This window comes from Halorubrum distributum JCM 13561, assembly GCF_000337395.1.
Lineage (GTDB): Archaea > Halobacteriota > Halobacteria > Halobacteriales > Haloferacaceae > Halorubrum > Halorubrum distributum.
The window spans coordinates 1-794 of sequence record NZ_AOJF01000007.1; the positions used below are offsets into that span (position 1 = coordinate 1).

The 794-nt window shown below is 60.9% G+C and carries 1 protein-coding gene; it reads left to right on the plus strand.

Annotated elements, in window-relative coordinates; genetic code table 11:
- Positions 1-123 precede the first annotated feature (123 nt).
- The gene (locus tag C470_RS00445) at positions 124-759 is read left to right on the plus strand and encodes a tyrosine-type recombinase/integrase (RefSeq protein ID WP_049908484.1); all 636 of its coding nucleotides are present in this window, start codon (positions 124-126) and stop codon (positions 757-759) included.
- Positions 760-794 lie beyond the last annotated feature (35 nt).

The following is a 794-nucleotide window of genomic DNA, read 5'->3' on the forward strand; positions in this document are numbered from 1 at the left end:
CCGTCCCGAGCTACTGGTGTATCCAGCCGCCATCCACTTAGTAGTACCGAGTGTTGGAATCTGTTAGTAGAAACCCACAGTCGTTACCACTAAGAGGGGTCGCCATTATAAACGAACCATACTGTGCCCCCCGAAAATACAAATTCCCACGGTCGGGCGAGAGCGTGGCTGAAGCCGGGGCAGGGCCGCGACCTGCGAACCGCCGCCCAGAGCGACGAGTTCCTACCGTACCTGCGTGACAGAAACGAGGCGATCGTCGCGATGCTCTACGACACCGGTCTCCGTGTCGGCGAGCTCGTCCAGGTCGACGTCGACTACCTCCACCTCGACGACGATCCTGCCTACCTTGCCATCCCGGCTGACATCCAGAAGGACTACCCGNCGCCGAAGTACGAGGAGATGAACCTCGCCGTCGACGAGAGTACCTACGACACCGTCTCACGGCTACGGTCGTACCTCAACAACCGCTGGCGTGAGAGCGAGGCGCTGTTCCCGTCTCGCCAGGCCGACCGGATGACCCCCGAGAGCGTTCGACGCGTCGTCCGGGCACTCGCTGTAGAAGCCGGCGTCCACCCACAGAGCATCGAAGGCGGGACCGGGGAAGCCGGAGACGTGACCCCACACACCCTCCGACACAGCGTCGCTTACCGGATGCTCCATGAGGAGGGCGGATACACGCTGTACGATGTCAGAAACCGACTCCGTCACGCGACAATCAAAACGACCGAGGAACGGTACGATCACTTCGACCGCATCTGAGCGATACTCTCATCGAGAAAACGTTCTCTACCACG